The organism is Chromobacterium subtsugae (assembly GCF_035919665.1).
GTDB classification, from domain to species: Bacteria; Pseudomonadota; Gammaproteobacteria; order Burkholderiales; family Chromobacteriaceae; genus Chromobacterium; species Chromobacterium subtsugae.
Genome location: NZ_CP142381.1, coordinates 960,239 through 977,476 on the forward strand (window position 1 = coordinate 960,239; position 17,238 = coordinate 977,476).

The 17,238-nt window shown below is 67.3% G+C and carries 17 protein-coding genes; 12 read left to right on the top strand and 5 right to left on the bottom strand.

Annotated features, from left to right (window positions below):
* Positions 1–73 precede the first annotated feature (73 nt).
* Together argB and U6115_RS04705 are read left to right on the top strand one after the other, a co-directional pair.
* Positions 74–943 carry an acetylglutamate kinase gene (argB, locus tag U6115_RS04700; protein WP_043579721.1) on the top strand — a complete coding sequence of 290 codons (870 nt, stop codon included), beginning with the start codon at positions 74–76 and terminating at the stop codon, positions 941–943.
* Positions 944–1,037: 94 nt separating this feature from the next.
* Positions 1,038–1,472: a CBS domain-containing protein gene (locus U6115_RS04705; protein ID WP_043579723.1), complete on the top strand. Its 435-nt coding sequence runs from the start codon at positions 1,038–1,040 to the stop codon at positions 1,470–1,472.
* Between the two features lie 41 nt (positions 1,473–1,513).
* Here the strand turns inward: U6115_RS04705 and U6115_RS04710 are convergent, their stop codons facing one another.
* On the bottom strand, positions 1,514–2,281 hold the full coding sequence (locus U6115_RS04710; RefSeq protein WP_043579824.1) for an IclR family transcriptional regulator: 768 nt from the start codon (positions 2,279–2,281) through the stop codon (positions 1,514–1,516).
* Positions 2,282–2,413: 132 nt separating this feature from the next.
* On the opposite strand from U6115_RS04710, the gene U6115_RS04715 reads away from it, so the two are divergent.
* From U6115_RS04715 to ylqF, 7 genes are all read left to right on the top strand, one after another.
* A complete protein-coding gene (locus U6115_RS04715; RefSeq protein WP_043579725.1) occupies positions 2,414–3,601 on the top strand; it encodes an acyl-CoA dehydrogenase in 1,188 nt (395 codons plus the stop codon).
* Positions 3,602–3,737: 136 nt separating this feature from the next.
* Positions 3,738–4,928 (top strand): CaiB/BaiF CoA transferase family protein, encoded by a 1,191-nt coding sequence (locus U6115_RS04720; protein ID WP_043579727.1) that lies wholly within the window; start codon positions 3,738–3,740, stop codon positions 4,926–4,928.
* 101 nt (positions 4,929–5,029) lie between these two features.
* Positions 5,030–6,649: an electron transfer flavoprotein-ubiquinone oxidoreductase gene (locus tag U6115_RS04725; protein WP_043579827.1), complete on the top strand. Its 1,620-nt coding sequence runs from the start codon at positions 5,030–5,032 to the stop codon at positions 6,647–6,649.
* A gap of 350 nt (positions 6,650–6,999) precedes the next feature.
* Entirely contained in the window at positions 7,000–7,581 is a 582-nt protein-coding gene (locus tag U6115_RS04730) for a hypothetical protein (protein ID WP_052258338.1), read from the top strand.
* Positions 7,582–7,599: 18 nt separating this feature from the next.
* A complete protein-coding gene (locus U6115_RS04735; protein ID WP_043579729.1) occupies positions 7,600–7,944 on the top strand; it encodes a DUF4870 family protein in 345 nt (114 codons plus the stop codon).
* A 208-nt stretch (positions 7,945–8,152) separates the two neighbouring features.
* A complete protein-coding gene (locus tag U6115_RS04740; RefSeq protein WP_043579731.1) occupies positions 8,153–8,365 on the top strand; it encodes a DUF3820 family protein in 213 nt (70 codons plus the stop codon).
* 2 nt (positions 8,366–8,367) lie between these two features.
* Positions 8,368–9,303 (top strand): ribosome biogenesis GTPase YlqF, encoded by a 936-nt coding sequence (gene ylqF / locus U6115_RS04745; protein ID WP_043579733.1) that lies wholly within the window; start codon positions 8,368–8,370, stop codon positions 9,301–9,303.
* Between the two features lie 48 nt (positions 9,304–9,351).
* Here ylqF and U6115_RS04750 read toward each other — a convergent pair whose 3' ends face one another.
* From U6115_RS04750 to U6115_RS04765, 4 genes are all read right to left on the bottom strand, one after another.
* On the bottom strand, positions 9,352–9,792 hold the full coding sequence (locus U6115_RS04750) for a hypothetical protein (protein ID WP_043579735.1): 441 nt from the start codon (positions 9,790–9,792) through the stop codon (positions 9,352–9,354).
* Between the two features lie 143 nt (positions 9,793–9,935).
* Entirely contained in the window at positions 9,936–10,394 is a 459-nt protein-coding gene (locus tag U6115_RS04755) for a DUF3592 domain-containing protein (protein ID WP_043579737.1), read from the bottom strand.
* On the bottom strand, positions 10,394–10,825 hold the full coding sequence (gene ruvX, locus U6115_RS04760; protein WP_043579740.1) for a Holliday junction resolvase RuvX: 432 nt from the start codon (positions 10,823–10,825) through the stop codon (positions 10,394–10,396). The genes U6115_RS04755 and ruvX overlap by 1 nt, the downstream gene beginning before the upstream one ends.
* Positions 10,818–11,378 (bottom strand): YqgE/AlgH family protein, encoded by a 561-nt coding sequence (locus U6115_RS04765; RefSeq protein ID WP_043579742.1) that lies wholly within the window; start codon positions 11,376–11,378, stop codon positions 10,818–10,820. The genes ruvX and U6115_RS04765 overlap by 8 nt, the downstream gene beginning before the upstream one ends.
* A gap of 145 nt (positions 11,379–11,523) precedes the next feature.
* Here U6115_RS04765 and smc point away from each other — a divergent pair, with 145 nt between their 5' ends.
* The 3 genes from smc to U6115_RS04780 all read left to right on the top strand — a co-directional run bounded on the left by smc (position 11,524) and on the right by U6115_RS04780 (position 17,228).
* Positions 11,524–15,012 carry a chromosome segregation protein SMC gene (gene smc / locus U6115_RS04770; RefSeq protein WP_043579744.1) on the top strand — a complete coding sequence of 1,163 codons (3,489 nt, stop codon included), beginning with the start codon at positions 11,524–11,526 and terminating at the stop codon, positions 15,010–15,012.
* A gap of 150 nt (positions 15,013–15,162) precedes the next feature.
* Positions 15,163–16,542 (top strand): MFS transporter, encoded by a 1,380-nt coding sequence (locus U6115_RS04775; RefSeq protein WP_043579746.1) that lies wholly within the window; start codon positions 15,163–15,165, stop codon positions 16,540–16,542.
* 35 nt (positions 16,543–16,577) lie between these two features.
* Positions 16,578–17,228, top strand: a complete 651-nt coding sequence (locus U6115_RS04780) for an energy transducer TonB (protein WP_181243153.1) — start codon at positions 16,578–16,580, stop codon at positions 17,226–17,228.
* Positions 17,229–17,238 lie beyond the last annotated feature (10 nt).

The following is a 17,238-nucleotide window of genomic DNA, read 5'->3' on the forward strand; positions in this document are numbered from 1 at the left end:
GACACCGTAATCCGAAATCGCCGGCCAGCCGTTTAGGGTTGGTGAAAGCGATCCGCTAGCAAGGAGAAATGAAGTGGCAACAGACGCAGCCGAGAAGGCGAACATCCTGGCCGAGGCCCTGCCTTATATCCGCCAGTTCGCCGGCAAGACCATCGTGATCAAGTACGGCGGCAACGCGATGACCGACGAGGCCCTGAAAGAGGGCTTCGCCAAGGACGTGGTGCTGCTGAAGCTGGTGGGGATGAATCCGGTGGTGGTGCACGGCGGCGGCCCGCAGATCAACGACTTGCTGGCGCGGGTCGGCAAGCAGGGCGAGTTCATCCAGGGCATGCGGGTGACCGACAAGGAAACCATGGAAGTGGTGGAGATGGTGCTGGGCGGCCTGGTCAACAAGGAAATCGTGTCGCTGATCAACAAGCACGGCGGCAAGGCGGTGGGCCTGACCGGCAAGGATGGCCATTTCATCCGCGCCCGCAAGCTGTTCCTGAAGGCCGACGGCGACGAGGCGGTGGACATCGGCCAGGTCGGCGAGATCGAAGCCATCGACCCGTCGCTGGTGTCGCTGCTGGACAGCCGCGACTTCATCCCGGTGGTGGCGCCGATCGGCGTCGGCGCAGACGGCGAGGCCTACAACATCAACGCCGACCTGGTGGCCGGCAAGCTGGCGGAAACGCTGCAGGCGGAAAAGCTGGTGCTGATGACCAACACGCCCGGCGTGCTGGACAAGCAGGGCCAGCTGCTGACCGGGCTGACCGCGCAGCGCATCGACGAGCTGTTCGCCGACGGCACCATTTCCGGCGGCATGCTGCCGAAGATCAGCTCGGCGCTGGACGCGGCCAAGAACGGCGTCGGCGCGGTCCACATCATAGACGGCCGCGTCAAGCACGCGCTGCTGCTGGAAATCCTGACCGCCGCCGGCGTCGGCACCATGATCCGCGCCTGACCCATCCCCGCCGCCGCCTGCCGCGGCGGTGATCTATAGTTATGGCATACCGCCGCGCGCGGCGGTGCCACAGGCTATAAAAAGGGGAGGCGACATGCAAACCGTAAGACAATTGCTGGATGGCAAACCGGTGCGGGCGCTGGTGTACGTCAGTCCGGACAGCACCGTGTTCCAGGCGCTGCAGGTGATGGCGGAAAACGATATCGGCGCGGTGCTGGTGATGGAGTCCGGCGACATCGTCGGCATCTTTTCCGAACGCGACTACGCGCGCCGCATCGTGCTGCAGGGCCGCACCTCGGCCGGGACCAAGGTGCGCGACATCATGACCAGCCGCGTGGTGTACGTGACGCCGCTGCAGACGCTGGACGACTGCATGAGCCTGATGACGGAAAAGCGCATCCGCCACCTGCCGGTGATGGAAGACCAGACCGTATTGGGCATGCTGTCGATCGGCGATCTGGTGCGGGCGACGATAGACGAGCAGGCGCAGGTGATCAACCACCTGGTGCATTACATCCAGTCAGCCTGAACCCGGCGGCCCGCGCAAGCGGGCCGCGGCGTTCCTGGCGTTCAGACCGTCGGCGCGATGCGCTGGCGCAGCGCCAGCAAGGCCGGCGCGATCCGTTCGCGCATCGCCGCCGCGTCGAAGGCGAAGGCCGGGCCGCTGGCGTTGAGCGCCATCGCCGGCTGGCCGGGCAAGAGCGCCGGCAGGTGGGTGCCCACCGCCATCACATCCGCTTCGTATTCGCCGAAAGACGCCGAGTAGCCGTGCCGCGAGTAGTCGGCGCAGGCCTGCTCCAGCCTTTGCTCCAGTTGCGGCCATTCCGCGCCGTAGCGCTGCGCCAGCCGCGGCAGCAGCGCTTGCCGCTCGGCGGCCGGCAGGCCGGCGAAATAGGCGCGCCCGATCGCGGTGGTGGCCAGCGGCACCCGCGAGCCGGTGGCCAGCTGCACCGATACCCGCGCCTGGCTGCGGCAGGTTTCCAGATACACCATATCGCTGCCGTCCAGCAGGGCTAGGCTCACCGACACATTGTTGGCCAGCGCGAATTCGCGCATCAAGGGCGCCGCCGCCGCGCGCAGATCGTAGCCGGCCAGCGCCGCCGAGCCCAGCGCCAGCAACGCCAGCCCCAGCCGGTACGGGCCGCCGTCGCCTTCCTGCTGCAAATAACCGAGCCGGGTCAGCGTGTAGCTCAGCCGCGACACCGTGGATTTGGGCAGGCCGGTGCGGCGCGCCAGCGCCTGGTTGGACAACGCGCCCTCGCCGGGGCGGAACGCCGCCAGCATTTCCAGGCCGCGCGCCAGCGCGGTGACGAATTGCCGGTCTTCTGTTTGTTGCATCTTGTTCCCCATCACGACAAAAGATAGCCGGCATGACGAGCAAATCGCTTTACAAGTCGCGGCCAGAGTGTTTAGTCTATTTTGCATGGTGAAATTCAATTCCGCAATGCGGAATTAATCGGGAGAAAGCATATGGCAGCATCCTCGCAGCGCGCGCCCTTCGTCTGGGAAGACCCCCTGTTGTTGCTGGACCAATTGAGCGACGAAGAGCGGCTGGTGCAGCAAAGCGCGCACGACTACTGCCAGCAGCGGCTGCTGCCGCGGGTGCTGACCGCCAACCGCGCAGAGCGCTTCGACCGCGAGATCATCAACGAGATGGGCGAGCTGGGCTTCCTCGGCTGCACCATAGAAGGCTACGGCTGCGCCGGCCTCAGCCATGTCGCCTACGGCCTGGTGGCGCGCGAGGTGGAGCGGGTGGATTCCGGCTACCGCTCGGCGATGAGCGTGCAGTCGTCCCTGGTGATGCACCCGATTTGGGCCTACGGCTCCGACGCGCAAAAAGACAAATACCTGCCCAAGCTCGCCAGCGGCGAGTGGCTGGGCTGTTTCGGCCTGACCGAGCCCGATTCCGGTTCCGACCCAGCCAGCATGAAGACCCGCGCCCGCAAGGTGGACGGCGGCTACCTGCTGTCCGGCAGCAAGATGTGGATCACCAACAGCCCGGCGGCCGACGTGTTCGTGGTCTGGGCCAAGGATGACGACGACGAAATCCGCGGCTTCATCCTGGAGAAGGGCATGCAGGGCCTGTCGGCCCCGGCCATCCACGGCAAGTTCTCCTTGCGCGCCTCCATCACCGGCGAAATCGTGATGGACGACGTGCTGGTGTCGGACGAGCAGCTGCTGCCCGGCGTCAAGGGTTTGAAAGGGCCGTTCGGCTGCCTGAACAAGGCGCGCTACGGCATCGCCTGGGGCGCGATGGGCGCCGCCGAGTTCTGTTGGCAGGCCGCCCGCCAGTACACGCTGGAGCGCGAGCAGTTCGGCCGGCCGCTGGCCGCCAACCAGCTGATCCAGCTGAAACTGGCCAATATGCAGACCGAGATCGCGCTGGGCCTGCAAGCCGCGCTGCGGGTGGGGCGGCTGATGGACGAAGGCCGCGCCGCGCCGGAAATGATCTCGCTGATCAAGCGCAACAACTGCGGCAAGGCGCTGGACATCGCCCGCGTCGCCCGCGACATGCACGGCGGCAACGGCATCAGCGACGAATTCCATGTGATCCGCCACGTGATGAATCTGGAGGCGGTCAACACTTATGAGGGCACGCATGACGTGCATGCCCTGATTCTGGGCCGAGCCCAGACCGGTATTCAGGCGTTTGCCTGATAAGCCGGCGCGGCCGGAGGGCCGGCCGCGCCGTTGATTCCTGTCTGTCCTTTGGGGGCCCGGCTTGCCGGGCCACTTTTTTTTAGCGGCGGACAGGCGCGCCATGGATCTTGGCGGCCAGAACAAGGAGAGCGCGATGGCAGGAGCGTTGGCGGGTATCAAGGTTGTGGATTTGAGCCGGGTGCTGGCCGGGCCGTGGGCCAGCCAGCTGCTGGCCGATCTGGGCGCGGATGTGGTCAAGATAGAAAAGCCGGGCAGCGGCGACGATACCCGGCAATGGGCGCCGCCCAGCCTGCCCGACGGCAAGGCAGCCTATTTCCTGTGCGCCAACCGCGGCAAGCGTTCGCTGACGGTGGACATCAGCCAGCCGGCCGGCCAGGAAATCGTGCGCAAGCTGGCGGCCGAGGCCGATGTGCTGCTGGAAAACTACAAGGTGGGCGGCTTGGCGAAGTACGGGCTGGATTACGCCAGCCTGAAAGCCGTCAATCCGCGGCTGGTGTACTGCTCGATCACCGGCTTCGGCCAGAGCGGGCCCTATGCCGGCCTGGCCGGCTACGACTATATCGTGCAGGGCATGTCCGGCCTGATGAGCATCACCGGCCCGGCCGACGGCGAGCCGCACAAGGTGGGGGTGGCGGTGTCCGACCTGTTCACCGGCCTCTACGCCGCCAATGCGGTGCAGGCGGCGTTGATCGCCCGCGAACGCAGCGGCGCCGGCCAGCATATCGACATGGCCTTGTTCGACTGCTCGCTGGCGATGCTGGCCAATGTGGCGTCCAACTGGCTGGTGGGGCGCAAGGTGCCGCCGCGGCTGGGCAACGCCCACGCCAACATCGTGCCCTACCAGGTGTTCGCCGCGTCGGATGGCCATTTCATCCTGGCTTGCGGCAACGACAAGCAGTTCGCCGAGGTATGCCGGCTGATCGGCCAGCCGCAGTGGGCGCGCGACGCCCGTTACGCCACCAATCCGCAGCGGGTGGCGAACCGCGCCCAGCTGGTGCCGCTGCTGGCGATGGCGTTCCGCCACCATTCGCGCGAGCACTGGCTGAAGGAGCTGGACAAGGCCGGCGTGCCCTGCGGCCCGATCAACGACGTGGAGGAGGCTTTCGCCGATCCGCAGGCCGAGGCGCGCGGCATGCAGCTGGCTTTGGAGGATAATGTCGGACAAGAAGTGCCGCTGGTAGGGTGTCCGATCAAACTTTCCGGCACGCCAGTCGAGTACAATCTAGCCCCTCCCGCTCTGGGAGAACATACTGAGCAGATTTTGCGCACGCTGGGTTATGGCGAATCGGACATTGTCGCATTGCGCAACAGTGGCACCGTTTAAACGCTTGTTTGATTTTGACGGCATCCTCGCTTCATAGCATGATGTCAATCAAATCAATAAGTCCCGGCGGGCGCAAAGGAGAAACGGTGCAACGCGAATACATGGAATACGACGTGGTGATCGTCGGCGGCGGGCCTTCTGGCCTGTCCGCGGCGATCCGTCTGAAACAGCTGGCGGCCGAGCAGGGCCGCGAAGTCAGCGTCTGCCTGCTGGAGAAGGGCTCGGAAATCGGCGCCCACATCCTGTCCGGCGCGGTGATAGAAACCGGCGCGCTCAGCGAGCTGCTGCCGAACTGGAAAGAGCTGGACGCCCCGCTGAACACGCCGGCGCTGTCCGACCGTTTCCTCTACCTGACCGAAACCGAATCCATCCAGCTGCCGACGCCGCCGCAGATGCACAATGCCGGCAACTACATCGTCAGCCTGGGTAACTTCTGCCGCTGGCTGGGCCAGCAGGCGGAAAACCTGGGTGTGGAGATCTACCCGGGCTTCGCCGCGGCCGAGGTGCTGTACCACGCCGACGGCTCGGTCAAGGGTGTGGCCACCGGCGCGGTCGGCACCGGCAAGAACGGCGACCAGGAAGGCGAGCCGGGCATGGAGCTGTGGGCGAAGCAAACCCTGTTCGCCGAAGGCTGTAGGGGCTCGCTGACCAAGACGCTGTTCGAGCGCTTCAAGCTGCGCGACGGCGCCGATCCGCAGACTTTCGGCATCGGCATCAAGGAATTGTGGGAAGTGAAGCCGGAGCATCACCAGCCCGGCCACATCACCCATACCGTGGGCTGGCCGCTGGACACTGCCACCTATGGCGGCTCCTTCCTTTACCACCTGGAAGACAATCTGGTGGCGGTCGGCTTCGTGGTCGGCCTGGATTACCAGAATCCCTACCTGTCGCCGTTCGAGGAGTTCCAGCGCTTCAAGACCCACCCGGCGATCAAGAAAACCTTCGAGGGCGGCCGCCGCGTCTCCTACGGCGCCCGCGCGCTGACCGAGGGCGGGCTGCAGAGCTTGCCCAAGTTGACCTTCCCGGGCGGCGCGCTGATCGGCGACACCGCCGGCTTCCTCAACGTGCCCAAGATCAAGGGCACCCACACCGCGATGAAATCCGCGATGCTGGCGGCCGAGGCGGTGTTCGAGCTGTTGGGCGACGAGGCGCGGGCGCAGGGCGGCGAAGCCAAGGCCTATTCGGCCAAGTTCCAGCAGAGCTGGGCGCATGCCGAACTCTACAAGGTGCGCAACATCCGCCCGTCGTTCCGCTGGGGCCTGTGGCCGGCGATGATCTATTCGGCGCTGGACACCTTCCTGTTCCGCGGCCGCGCGCCGTGGACGCTGCGCCACAAGCACGCCGACAACGAGTCGCTGAGGCAGGCCTATGAGTTCAGCCCGATCGCCTATCCGAAGCCGGACGGCAAGCTGACCTTCGACCGCCTGTCCTCGGTGTTCATCTCCAACGCCAACCACAGCGAAGACCAGCCGGCGCACCTGAAGCTGAAGGACGCGTCGGTGCCGGTGGCGGTCAACCTGGCGCTGTACGATGCGCCGGAGCAGCGCTACTGCCCGGCCGGCGTGTACGAAATCGTCGGCCAGGACGAAGGCAAGCCGCGGCTGCAGATCAACGCGCAAAACTGCGTGCATTGCAAGACCTGCGACATCAAGGACCCCACCCAGAACATCAACTGGGTGACGCCGGAGGGCGGCGGTGGGCCTAACTACCCCAATATGTAAGCCGCGCGCCGCGCCGCGAAACCGGGCCGCTCCGCGAGGACGGCCCGGTTTTTTCTTGCGGGATCAGCTTGTTGCCGCGCCCCGCCGCCGGAACTATGGCTTGACGGCGGCGGCCATCATTGGCAGCATGCTGGGCATGACTGACCGAAATGCCGTCCTTTTCCACCGCTATTCCTATTGGTACCGCTCATCCTGGCGGCGCCAGGGATAGGCTTGGCCAAGACGACGAGGTCTGCGAGCACATTCCCGACAAATGCCGCCGGTTACCGGTGGCATTTGTTTTTTTGATCTTGCAAGAAGCGAATGTTCTCCGGTCCGACCGCACCGTTCCCGATCCGGAGACACCTGCCATGAACGAAGTCAGAGACGCCTTTTCCCTTGCCCGCAGCCAGGCCGCCACGATGGCGGAGTCCACGCTGTACCCGGTCGCCCTGGTGACCGACGGCGAGTGGCTGGCTTATCGCTCCGGGCCGCCGGCCGGGCAGTTGTCTTCCTGGCTGGCGGCTTGCGATGGCGGCGCGCCGCTGCTGGAGTCCATGCTGCCGGAAATCCGCCTGCTGGCCTTGCGCCTGGCGCTGCGGCGCGGCTTGCCGGCGCAGGGCCTGCCGCCGCGCCTGGCCGAACCGGCCGATTGGTTGGCGGCGCGCATTCTGCTGCTGGAATGGCGGCAGGTGGCGCTGGGGCTGGACGAGCTGGCGGCGCTGGATGACGCCAACCGCCGCGCGGCGGAGCTGGCGGCTGCTGCCGGCCTGGCGTGGCGGCCGGCGCTGCCGGTCTTGCTGTCCGGGGGCCGCGGCGAAGGCGGTTTGCAGGGCTGGAGCCCGCGGCCGGCTCAGCCTGGCGCCGGCCGCGGCGTCGCCGCGGCGCTGGACGCCAGCCGCCGCGCGCGCGCCGGCCTGGCCGGGCGTTTCGAAAAATTGCTGAATTGCTAACCCCGCGGGAGAAGATGCATGGAGCTGGAGCTGCACGACGAAGGCGAACGCAAGCTGAACAATCTGACGCTGGCGGTGTACATCCTGCAGGCGGTCAGCCTGCTGGTCGGCGTCACCGCGCTGGTCGGCGTGATCATCAACTACGTGAAGCGCGACGATGTGCGCGGCACCTTGTACGAAAGCCATTTCGAATGGCAGATCCGCACCTTCTGGCTGGCCCTGCTCGGCTATGTCGTCGGCTTCGCCACGCTGTGGCTGTTGGTGGGCGGCGTAGTGCTGTTCGCGGTGTGGGTTTGGTACATCTACCGCGTGGTGAAGGGCTTCCTGTATTTCAACGACCGCAAGCCCATGCCGCAGCCGTGAAAAGGCGGGCGCCGAAGCGCCCGCAAACGGCTCTGCGCGAACCGAAAAGCCTGGCCGGACCAGCGCCGGCCGCAGGTGTCGCGCCGACATGCTAAATCGCCGCCGCGCCGGCCCAAAGCGAAACCCGCTGCGTGATTGCGCCATATCAAGCCTGGCCGGCGCTGGCCGGCTTTGGCACAATGCCCAGCCTCAATCTATACCTGCCATCATGCAAGCCGAAGACCTGCTCAGCCTCACCACCCGCGTCATGCCTTTCGGCAAGCACAAGGGCACCCTGATTTGCGAACTGCCGGGCAACTACCTGAACTGGTTCGCCCGCGAAGGCTTTCCGCCCGGCGAGATCGGCCGGCTGCTGCAACTGATGCAAGAACTCGACCACAATGGTCTGACTTATCTGCTGGACCCGATTAGAAAGCGTTGACAATGGCAATCCAATGGTTCCCCGGCCATATGAACAAGGCGCGCAAGGATATTACCGAGCGCCTGAAAGAAATCGATGTCGTGATCGAGCTGCTGGACGCCCGCCTGCCGGCTTCCAGCGCCAATCCGATGCTGGCCCGCATGGCGAAGGGCAAGCCGCGGCTGATGATCTTGAACAAGCAGGACCTGGCCGACCCGGCTATCACCCAGCAGTGGCTGGCCTGGTACAACGCCAAGCCCCATACCCAGGCGCTGGGCATGGACGCCGGCGAGCGCGCGCCGGCGCAGAAGCTGGTGGCGGCCTGCCGCGAGCTGGCGCCCAACCGCGGTGGCCTGGAAAAGCCGCTCAGGGTGCTGATCTGCGGTATTCCCAACGTAGGGAAATCCACGCTGATCAACAGCATGTCCAGCCGCAAGATCGCCAAGACCGGTAATATGCCGGGCGTCACCAAGAACGAGCAGCGCATCATCCTGGCCGACGACTTCGAACTGTTCGACACCCCCGGCATGCTGTGGCCGAAGATCGAGGTGGAGGAGGGCGGCTACAATTTGGCCGCCAGCGGCGCGGTGGGCCGCAACGCGATGGACGAGGAAGAGGTGACGCTGGAGCTGCTGAAGTATCTGCTGGTCCATTACGCGCCGGAATTGAGCGCGCGCTACAAGCTGGACGACGTGGAGGGCCGGCAGGACTGGCAGGTGCTGGAAATGATAGGCAGGAAGCGCGGCGCGGTGCTGTCCGGCGGCCGCATCAATATGCAGAAGGCGGCGGAGATCGTGCTGACCGACTTCCGCGACGGCCAGGTCGGCCGCATCACGCTGGAGCGCCCGGATGAATGGCTGGCGTGGGAAAAGCGCGCGAAGGCCATCGCCGCCGAGCGCGCGATCCTGCGCGAGGAAAAGCTGAAAGAGAAGGAAAGCCGCAAGCAGGGCAGCCGCTGAGGCCCGCGAAAAAGCCCGGAGCATTCCGGGCTTTTTTCATGGCCGGCGCTAGGCCAGGGTGTCGACGATATTGCCGTTGGTGCTGTCCGCCACCGCCTGGCCGGCCAGCGCCGGATTGCTTTGCAGCACCGTCGCCCAGTTGCCGTTGAGGCCGGACGATGCGGCGCCGCTGACGCCCAGCGTTTGGTCCAGCACCTGCTGATCGGTGCTGTCCTGCGCGCTTTCGCCGCTGCTCGGGCTCAGCGCGCTGCCTTGCAGCACGCCGGCGGTGGCGAAGCCGTTGAGCATGCCGGCGGGGTCGTAGGTGGCGCCGCTGCTGTCGCCGCCGCCCAGCAGCGTCACCACGCTGGACTCCTGCGACAGCTGGGCCGCCTGGGCGGCCAGCGCCTGCGTGGCGTTGCCGTTTTGCACCACCGGCGACGGCACGGTGCCGCCGTTGAGCAAGGCGGCGCTCGCCAGTGAAATCTGCGTGGTTTGACTGATGCTCATGGCGGGGCCCTCCGCTGAATCTGCCATCGCTATCAGTATCGCCAGTTTGCCCGCCCGACTCAATGGCGCTTAATAGCTTCTAACAAAACAATGGCTTGCGGAGATTCTCTGGCAGGGGAACCGGGCGCCCGGTGGCGAAGGGCTCAGCGGCGGAGCAGCAGGGCGACGCCGGCGGCGGCGAACAGCAGCATCAGCAACTGGCCGGCGCGCAGGCTCCAGTGCGCGCCGGTCTCCAGGCAGGCTTGCTGCGGTTTGGCGGGGTTGTAGCGCACCCGTACCGCCGCGCCGGCGGGATAGCGGCTGACGGTATCCTGGGCCAGCGTCTGGCTGCCGCCGAAGCCGGCGTCGGGGATGCGGATATTGCCGGCGCGGTAGTGCTGGCCGCCGGCCTGGTAGCGGTAGACGACGTCGGCGCGGTACTCGCGCTGATCGCTGTTGTCGCCGCCGCGGCGCTGCCGCCATTCCACCGCGCTGCGCTCCACGACGCCGGCCGCGATCGGCCAATCGCGCGCCGCGTTGGCCAGCTGCGCCTGGCGCCACAACCAGCAGAAGCCGGCGACGCTGGCGGCGAGCAGCAGCAGGGCGAAGAGCCTGGCCGGCATCAAACTGCGGTGCCCGGCTGCTCGAACCAGCCGGCGAGGATGGCCTGCGCGGCCACCTGGTCCAGCGCCGGTTTTTGCTTGCGTCCTTTCTTGACGCCGGCCTCTTCCAGCAGCTGCTCGGCGATCACCGAGGTATAGCGCTCGTCCACCAGCCATACCGGCAGGCCGAAGCGGCCTTTGAGCCGGTTGGCGAAGCGGCGCGCCAGCGCGCTCATTTCGTGTTCGACGCCGTCCGGGTGCATGGGCAGGCCCACCACCAACTGAGCCGGCTGCCATTCGCCTATCAGTTTGCCGATGGCGGCGAAGCGCTCGTCGGTGACGGCGGTGTCTATGGTAGCCAGAGGGTGGGGGATGCCCAGCATCGCGTCGCCGACGGCGACGCCGATGCGGCGCTCGCCGAAATCAAAAGCCAGCACGCAACCTTCAGGCATGGCCGACTTCCGACGACAGCAGGGTGGGGTCGATGCCCAGCAGCGCCATCGCGGCGTCGTAGCGGGCTTCGCAGGGCAGTTCGAAGATGATGGCGGGGTCGGCCGGCACCGTCAGCCAGCCGTTGTCGGCGATTTCCTGCTCCAGCTGGCCTTCCGACCAGCCGGCGTAACCCAGCGAGATCAGCAGCCGCTCGGGCTTGCGGCCTTCGGACACCGCCGCCAGCACGTCCTTGGAGGTGGTCAGCGCGATGTCGTCGGTGACCATCAGGCTGGACTGCCAGTTGCCGGAGGGTTGGTGCAGCACGAAGCCGCGGTCCGGCTGCACCGGGCCGCCGAAGTAGACCACCCCGGTGCGGGTGTCCTCGTCGTCCAGCGGCAGGTCGATCTGGTCGAACAGCTGCGCCATGGCGATGCCGGACGGCTTGTTGACGATCAGGCCCATGGCGCCGTGTTCGCCGTGCTCGCACAGGTAGACCAGCGACTTGGCAAACAGCGGATCGCCCATGCCGGGCATGGCGATCAGGAAATGATTGCACAGCGATAAGGGTTCCATACGGCCATTATGGCACAACTGCCCCAGCCCCAGGCCAGCGCAAATTCGCCGGCGCGGCCGGGGCCGCCATGCCGCACCGCTGGCGCGGCGGGCCTGATAAAATGCCGCTTTGGCTTAATCTCTACATACGAGCAGTGAGGATGTCTTGCGCCTGACCCATATCAAGCTTGCCGGTTTCAAGTCATTTGTCGACCCCACCAGCATCGCGGTGCCGGGCCAACTGGTGGCGGTGATCGGCCCCAACGGCTGCGGCAAGTCCAATGTGATCGACGCCGTGCGCTGGGTATTGGGCGAATCGTCCGCCAAGCAGTTGCGCGGCGAGTCGATGCAGGACGTGATCTTCAACGGCTCGTCCACTCGCAAGCCGGTGTCGCGGGCGTCGGTCGAGCTGGTGTTCGACAACGCCGACGGCCAGTTGACCGGCCCCTGGGGCCAGTACGCCGAAGTGGCGATCAAGCGGGTGCTGACCCGCCAGGGCGAATCCAGCTACTACATCAACAACCAGCAGGTGCGGCGGCGCGACATCACCGACCTGTTCCTCGGCACCGGCGTCGGCGCGCGCGGCTACGCGGTGATCGAGCAGGGCATGATCTCGCGCATCATCGAGGCGCGGCCGGAAGAGCTGCGCGCCTATCTGGAAGAGGCGGCCGGCGTGTCCAAGTACAAGGAGCGCCGCCGCGAGACAGAAAACCGCCTGACCGACACCCGCGCCAACCTGGAGCGCATCGCCGACCTGCAGCAGGAGCTGGAGCGCCAAGTGGAGCGCCTGTCCGAGCAGGCTGAAGTGGCGTCCCAGTATCACGACCTCAAGGGCGCGCTGACCCACAAGCAGAACCTGCTGGCGCTGGCGCGGCGCGAGGAGGCGGCGCGCAACGAGGCGGCCGCCCGCGCCGAGCTGGCGCGCATCGAAACCGAGGAGGCGGCGCTGGAGAGCGCGGCCACCCACCTGGAAACCGAACAGGAGACGGTGCGCGAAAGCCATTTCGCCGCCAGCGACGCGGTGCACGAGGCGCAGCAGCAGCTGTTCGAGGCCAACGCGCAGCTGGCGCGGCTGGAAGAGGCGCAGCGCCACCGCGAGCAGAGCCGGCAGCGGCTGGAGCGCGACCTGGCGGCGGCGCGCAGCGAACGCCAGCAACTGGCCGACAACCGCCAGCAGGTGGAGGCCGAGCTGGACGATTGGCTGCCGCGGCTGGAAGAGGCGCAGCTCAGGCAGGAAGAGGCGCAGATGGCGCTGGAGGACGGCGCCGACGAACTGCCGGGCGCCGAGGCCGCCTTCCGCGTGCTGGACCAGCGGCAGTCGCAGATGGTGGCCCAGCAGGCCAACCTCACCCGCGAGCGCGACCTGTCGCGGCAGAAGATCGAACACTGGCAGCGCGGCATGCAGCAACTGGCCGGCCGCGACGCCGCGCTGACGCGCGAATTGTCGGACCTGAACCTGCCGGAGCACGCCGCGCTGGAAGCGGCGCAGCAGGAAGTGGCCAAGGCCAGGGCCGCGCTGGACGCGGTGCGGGCGCGGCTGGTGGCCGACGAGGCCAAACAGGCCGACCTGGCTGCCGAGCGCGAAAAACTGGACCAGCAGCTGGCGGCCAAGCGCACCGAGCTGGCGCGCGCCGAGGCAGAGGCCGCCGCGCTGGCGGCGCTGCTGCAGCGCGAGGCGGCCGGCGAGCAACTGGCCGGCTGGCTGGAACAGCATGGCCTGGCCGACGCGCCGCAACTGTGGCAGTCGCTGCAGATCGACGCGCGCTGGCAGCAGGCGCTGGAAGCGGCGCTGGGCGAACGCCTGTCCGCCCGCGCCGCCGCGCTGCCGGCCGGGCAGCCGCCCGCCGCGCTGGTTCTGGTGGACGGCAAGCGCGCGGCCGCCGCCGGATTGCCGGCGCGAAGCTGGCCGGCTCTATTGGCCGAGGTCAAGGCGCAAGCGCCGTTCGATGCCGCGCTGGGCGACTGGCTGGCCGGCGTGTACCTGGCCGACACGCTGGATGCCGCTTTGGCGCGCCGCGGCGAATTGGCGGCCGGCGAATGCTGGCTGACGCCGGAGGGCCATCGTGTCGATGCCGCCAGCGTGCGCTACCACGCCGAAGCCAGCGGCGACGGCCTGATGGCGCGCAAGCGGCAGCTGGACGAAGCCAGCGCCCGCGCCGAGGCCTGGCGGCCGGAAATCGAAGCGATGCAGAAGAAGCGCGACAGCCTCTTGAGCATGGGCAATATGCTGGCCGAGGCGGTGCGCGGCCAGAAGGGCTCGCTGACCCGGCTGGAGGCGGAGCTGAACGCCGCCACGCTGGAGCACGTCAAGCTGGACCAGGCGGCGCGCCAGGGCGCGGCGCGCTTGTCGGCGATCGAGGCCGAGCGCCAGCGCATCGCGGAAGAGCGCGCGCACGCCGACGACGGCATCGCCGAGGCCGAACTGATGGGCGAGGAAGCGGCGCTGACGCTGGAGGAACTGGCGCTGCAGCTGGAAGAGGTGAGGCTGGACCGGCTGAATGCCGAAACCGGCCTGCAACTGGCGCGCAACAAGGCGCGCGACGCCGAGCGCGTGCTGCACGAGATCAAGCTGGCGCTTCACAGCGCCGAGCAGAAGGTGGCCGAACTGTCGCGCCGCGGCCGCGAGCTGGCCGACCGCGACGAGCAGCTGCAGGAACGGCTGGAGACGCTGGCCGCCGAGTCGGAAACCGTCGACGAGGCGGTGCCGGAAGAGGCGCTGCAGCAGGCGCTGGCCGAGCGCGAGTCCCGCGAAGGCGGCCTCGCCGCCGCGCGCGACCGGCTCAACCAGCTGACCGAGCGGCTGCGCGAGCTGGGCCAGCGCCAGCAGGAAGCCAACGCCGCGCTGCCGGCGCTGCGCCAGGCGCGTTCGGACTGGCTGCTCAAGCACCAGGAGGCCAGGCTGGCGATGGAGCGCTTCGCCGAGGAGCTGGCCCAGGCCGAGGCCGACGAGGCGGCGCTGCTGGCCGATCTCAACGAAGGGGTGAAGCCGAACGCGCTGGCCGCGGAAATCGCCCGGCTGGCGCGGGCGCTGGAGGGGCTGGGGGCGGTCAACCTGGCGGCGCTGCAAGAGCTGGAAGAGGCGAAAAAGCGCGGCGAGTATCTGGCCAGCCAGTCCGACGACCTCAACCAGGCGATGGCGACGCTGGAGGAGGCCATCGCCAAGATCGACGGCGAAACCCGCGAGATGCTGCAAGCCACCTACGAGGCGGTCAACGCCAAGATGCGCGAATTCTTCCCCACGCTGTTCGGCGGCGGCCGCGCCGAGCTGGTGCTGACCGGCGAAGACCTGCTGGACGCCGGCGTGCAGATCATCGCCCAGCCGCCGGGCAAGAAGAACAGCACCATCCACCTGCTGTCAGGCGGCGAAAAGGCGCTGACCGCGATGAGCCTGGTGTTCTCGCTGTTTTCTCTGAACCCGGCGCCGTTCTGCCTGCTGGACGAGGTGGACGCGCCGCTGGACGACGCCAACACCAGCCGCTTCTGCGACCTGGTCAAGCAAATGTCGGAGCGCACCCAGTTCCTCTATATTTCCCATAACCGCCTGACCATGGAAATGGCCGAGCAGCTGGTGGGGGTGACCATGCAGGAACAGGGCGTCAGCCGCATCGTCGCGGTGGACATCGTCGAAGCGCTGAAGATGCGCGAGACCGCCTGATTCCACTATTGACGCGGCGCAAAGGGCGCGAGGCGGCCGGATGGCATACTGCGCCGCCTTGATAGGCCTGATCGAAACCATTCTGCGGATCCGAACGGAATGCGTCGTCGCTCGCCGCCGGCGCGTTCTCGCCATTGTGGAAGTGTAGCCATGACCGTAAGCATCAAACGCTGGGAGCCGGAAAACGTCATTTTCTGGCTGAGCCGCGGCCGCGGCATCGCCCGGCGCAATCTGTGGCTGTCCACCTTCTCGCTGCATCTGAATTTCAACATCTGGATGATGTGGAGCATGGTGGTGGTCAATCTGCCGGCGGTGGGCTTTCTCATTTCCGACCAACAGCAGTTCCTGCTGGTGTCCATCCCGCCACTGGTGGGGGCGCTGATGCGGCTGATCTATTCCTGGGCCTGGAGCTGGGTCGGCGGCGGATTGTGGCTGGGCCTGTCGACGCTGCTGCTGCTGCTGCCGGCCTGGGGCGTGGGCGCGGTGGTGCAGGACATCGCCGCGCCGTTCTGGCAACTGTTGCTAGTTGCCGGCTTGTGCGGCGTGGGCGGCGGCGCCAGCGCTTCGCATTTGTCCAATACCAGCTTCTTTTTCCCCAAGTCGGAAAAGGGGCTGGCGATGGGCATCAACGCGGGGCTGGGCAATCTCGGCGTGTCGGTGGCGCAATTGCTGATTCCGCTGTGCATCCTCTATCCGCTGTTCGGCCTGCATGCCGGCGAGCCGCAGGTATGGGGCCGGGGCGGCGACGTGCATTACGTCTGGCTGCAGAACGCCGCCTATGTCTGGCTGCCGCTGGTGCTGCTGGCGGCGCTGGCCTGTCTGCTGTACGCGCACGATCTGCCCAAGCTGCGCATCACCCCGCGCGACCAGCTGGACGCGATGCGCGACGCCCACACCTGGTACATCTGTTTGCTGTACATGGGCAGCTACGGCACCTTCCTGGGGTTTTCCGCCGCTTTTCCGCTGCTGGCGCGCAGCATGTTTCCGCAAGTGGACGCCAGCCCCTATCTGTTCGTCGGCCCGATGGCCTGCGCGCTGGCGCGGCCGCTGGGCGGCTGGATGGGCGACCGGATCGGCGGCGGCATCGCCACCGTGGCCAGCAATCTCCTGATGGCGCTGGGCACCGTCGGGGTGTATCTCAGCCTGCCGTCGGCCGGCAGCGGCGGCTCGTTCTGGCTGTTTCTCGGCATGTTCCAGCTGATTTTCCTCGCGGCCGGCGTCGGCAACGGCTCGTCCTATCAATTGGCGCCCAAGGTGTTTCTGTTGCTGGCCGGGCGCGAGGCGCAGCGGCGCGGCGAAAGCCTGTTGCAGGCCTATGCCCGCGGCGGCAGGCGCGGTGCGTCGGCGATGAATGTCAGTTCGGTGATGGCGGCGTTCGGCGGTTTCGTCATTCCCAAGGCCTTCGGCTCGTCGCTGAGCTGGTTCGGCGGCTTTTTGCCGGCGTTCGCGATGTTTTTCCTGTTTTACCTGCTGTGCATGGCGCTGGCCTGGTGGCATTACAGCCGGCTGGGCGCTGCCATGCGCTGCTGAGCGCCGCGATGTTCACGTTGAGGCGAGCCTGCCTGTTGTCGCTGGTCCTGCATGCGCTGGCAGTCTGGATTTGGGCAAGCTGGCCGGCGCGCGATGCCGTGCCGGCGCAGCCCGAGCCGCCGCTGGCGGTTCGTCTGGCGGCGGGGAGCGCTGCGGCTGCGCATGCCGCGGGCGCGCTGCGCGGCGGAGGTGGTTTGGCTGGAAGCCGGCCGGCGATGCCAGCCCGGCAGTCGCAGAGGGCTGAACATGCCGGGGCCGGATCGCTTGCCGCCGGCGTCGCGGGGCCCCAGTCTGCGCCGGCTGGCCGTTTTGCAAATGCCGCGGCCGCCGCGACTGATGCGGCGGGAGGCGGGCAGATTTCGGCTACGGGCGGGATGGAGGCAAAGGACGAAGGCCAGAGCGATGGTGACCATGAGGCGCTTTACCGTCCAGCCTATCTGGAGAATCCGCAGCCCCCTTACCCGGAGCGGTCGCTGCAGCTGGGAGAAGAGGGCGAGGTCTTGCTCAGCGTCAGAGTCGGCGTCAATGGCCGGGCTCTGAAGGTTACGCTGGCGCGCAGCAGCGGCTTCCGGCGCCTGGACCAGGCGGCGATGGACGCCGTGGCGCGCTGGCGATTCGCGCCGGCCAGGCGCGGCGGAGTGGCCGCGGAATCGGTGCTGACCATCCCGGTGAGCTTCCGGCAGTGAGGCGGCGCGC